The sequence below is a fragment of the Subdoligranulum sp. APC924/74 genome, assembly GCF_003324125.1.
Classification (GTDB): domain Bacteria; phylum Bacillota; class Clostridia; order Oscillospirales; family Ruminococcaceae; genus Gemmiger; species Gemmiger qucibialis.
The window spans coordinates 1-3269 of the sequence record NZ_PSQF01000160.1; the positions used below are offsets into that span (position 1 = coordinate 1).

At 57.4% G+C, this 3269-nt stretch carries 2 protein-coding genes; both read right to left on the reverse strand.

Annotated features, from left to right (window positions below; all coding sequences use genetic code 11):
- Nucleotides 1-181: 181 nt before the first annotated feature.
- Nucleotides 182-1126: an RluA family pseudouridine synthase gene (locus C4885_RS15775; RefSeq protein ID WP_114001245.1), complete on the reverse strand. Its 945-nt coding sequence runs from the start codon at nt 1124-1126 to the stop codon at nt 182-184.
- Complete coding sequence (locus C4885_RS15780) at nt 1126-3099, reverse strand: DUF6311 domain-containing protein (RefSeq protein WP_147237874.1); 1974 nt, start codon at nt 3097-3099, stop codon at nt 1126-1128. Before C4885_RS15780 ends, C4885_RS15775 begins: the two co-directional genes overlap by 1 nt.
- Nucleotides 3100-3269 lie beyond the last annotated feature (170 nt).

The following is a 3269-nucleotide window of genomic DNA, read 5'->3' on the forward strand; positions in this document are numbered from 1 at the left end:
TTTTGGCAACGCAGATGCCGTGCCGCAGCCGCCGGAGCGGTGCTTAAGCCGTAAGGCGGGAATTGTGCGGTGTTGCCATAGGAAAATGTGGTTAGAGCTTGTGATTAAATTTGCAAGGCAGCAATCATAAAGCAGTAAAAGCATGCAGGATGCAAAAAATCAATCCCCTGGCGCATAACGCTTATTTCAGCGTTCCATCCAGTACCTGCTGGTAATACCATGGCTTGGGTGCGCGGAACACCTTGCCAGCCAAAGCGGCAAACTGTGGGTCGCTGATCTTTTTGGGGAACGCCAGCTCCCAGGCGCACAGAGCCTGATATTTCAGCTTCAGCTCCCGGTTGGCGGCATTGTTGCCATACTTGGAATCGCCCAAAATCGGGCAGCCAATGCTGGCCAGATGAGCGCGGATCTGGTGGGTGCGGCCCGTTACCAGCTCCACCCGTAATAGCGCCAAACGTCCGCTGACGGCAATGGTATCATATGCGGTAATGATCTCTTTTGCACCGGATTTCGGCTCGTCCAGAATGCGCACAATGCCATGCACAGAATCTTTCGTTAAAAAGCTGTGCAGCGTGGCAGCGGGTGGTACCGGACGGCCAAAGGTTACGCACAGGTAAGTTTTGCGAATCAACCGCTCTTTGATGGCGTTTACCAAAAATTCTTCCGCCGCCGCGGTCTTTGCCAGCAGCACAAGGCCGCTGGTGCCGGTGTCCAGCCGGTGGCACAGGCGCGGCTCATGGGCGGCGTCCCACCGCTTTTCCTCATACAGGCGGCGCAGTACGCGGTTCAGCAGGGTGTCAGCTTCGTCACCATCCACCGGGATACCCGCGGGCTTGTTGGCCACGATCAAATCATCGTTTTCATAAATAAATTCCGCCGGGGCGCGTGCCTGCAAAAACTCCGGCCCCTCCTGGGAGGTCAGTCCAAGCTGGTCGTCCAGCAGGTAAACGCGGATCACATCGCCGTTCTGCACACGGGTGGCAAGGGGCTGCTTTTTGCCGTTCAGCTTAATTTTGTTTTCCCGCAGCGCCTTGTTCAGCCGCCCCAGCCCCAGGGCAGGGAACTGCTCCATCAGGTATTTGTCCAGCCGCACGGGCAAAAGGCTTTTTACATGTAGTTCCTGCATTATTTACTCTCCAATTCTTTATCCCACAAAACGGTCGCGTCCGGGATATCCAGTGTCACCATCAGCCAGCCTGCATCGTGGTCGTCAATCGTTTTAATTGTGTATTCCTTCCCATCGGCGCACAGCACACTGGCATGTTCCAGCTTGCGGCGCACAAAGGGGGAATCTGCAAAGCATACCGTCTGTTTCGTTTCGTCCAGCACACCGCGGTTCCACAGGGCGTCAGTGTAATCCGCAAGGCGCAGGGGATAATTTTCGTCATAGGGGGTGCACAGCGCATCAAAGTTCTGCCCCTGCAGCCCCGGCGCAATCACATACCAGCTGCATGTGCCGTCCGTACTCGTTACCCTTCCGCACCAGGCATTGCCCTTCACCGGTTCCACGGCCTGCAAAAAGGCACCTTCCTCTGCAAACAGGTACAGCGTATCCTCCCGCACGGTTCCGGCAGCAAGCTCCGCCAGCAGCGTTTCCCGTTGGGCGGCCAGTGCCGTTTCATCATAGCGGGCGGCAAACGGGTCGTTGGTCGTCATGCCGTTGTCCGCGGCAAACAGGGCCAGATGCAACGCGTCATCTTGAATTTCATCCATTGAGACAACCGCCGTATACTGCTGCGCTGCCTGCCAGAAATCGCTCTCCATCTCGGTGGGGAACGCATCGGTCTGCATGGCCTGCAGCATTGCCGCACTGCGCTGCACCATGCCGGGGCTTACATCCCAAACCTGTACCACAGCCAGCAGGGCAGCACCCGCCAGCAGCCAGCGGCCTTTCAGCCGGGCAAGGCCCACAAGGGTTAGCAACATCAGCAGGTAATAGATTGGCCAGAACAGCCGCCCACTGGAACGGAAGATGGAAAAAAGTTTGATCAGCGAAGCGGGCAGCGGCAGCGTGGCAAGCGTTGCGCCGTTTGCGGTAATCACATTGCTGATGGCAAACACCGTTAAAACCGCGCAGCAGCAGGCCAATGCCCAGTGGCGGCGCAGCATGCCGCCCAGTTGCCGCCGCAGCAAAACCACCGCAATGGGCAGGGCAATCAGCACGCCCAGCCCCAGGTAGGCAAAGGCATCATAATTGCCGTAAACCTGGTTCTGTGCGGGCAGCACCCGGCTGTACAGCACGCCGTTTACCCCCACGGGGTTCCACAGTGCATTCAGGTTCATGCAGAAATAGCCGTACAATGCCTGCCCGCCGCTGGAAGCACTGCTGTACAGCAGCCCCAGTGCCCAGCCCAGCAGTGCCGTGCCGCCAAAGTTAGCGGCAAGGTACAGGCCGGGCCCCGCAAGCTGGCGGTTGTGCAGTGCATATTCCAGCAGCAGCGCCAGCGTGATGGCATAGGTCATCGGCAGAAAGTAGGGGTGGATGCCTACCGCCAGCACGTTCAGCACAAACAGCCCGCGGGAGGCATACTGCCCTTTGCGCCGTGCAGCAAAATAAAAATAGAGCGCAGCCAGCACAAAAAACTGTGCCCCCAGCGAGGTATGCCGGAACACACGCTCAAACAAAACCGGACTGGTAACAAACAGCAGGTCCGCCGCAAGCGGTGCCGCGCACCCCGGCAGGAACAGCCCTGCCAGCAGCGCGCCAAACCCGCCCTGCAACGCAAAGCAGACCAGCGTGAACCACCCCATATACTGGAACGTTCCGCCCACAAGGTTGGCAACCGGCTTTAACAGGGCAGCCACCAGCGGGATAGAGTCGGTATAAGCAACGCTCAGCCCATCCGGGTAGTTGATGCCGCGGGCAATGCAAAGCGGCCAGCCAGCGGAGCTTTGGCGGTAAAACAGCCACCCGGCATAATGCTGCTGGATGTCCTTTTCAATATACCCACCGCGGCAAAAGGCATCGTTGGTTACATCCAGTGTGCTGACCCCGAACACCAGCACAAACACCAGTACCCCCAGCAGGGCACCGCCGAGAAACAACCGCCCATTGCGGGTAAGTTTTGGTAAAGTTGAATTTTTTGCCAGTAGTAACACATCCTTTGGGGCAAAGAAATAAAATTTGAAAGCTGATATAAGCTAAGGCAATACCGCATAATTCTAAGTGCCGATACGGCAAGCGAGGTGCGGCAGATGCTAAGCCAAAAGCGCAGATAATACTGGATGTCTTATCGAGCATTTTGGCAACGCAGATGCCGTGCCGCAGC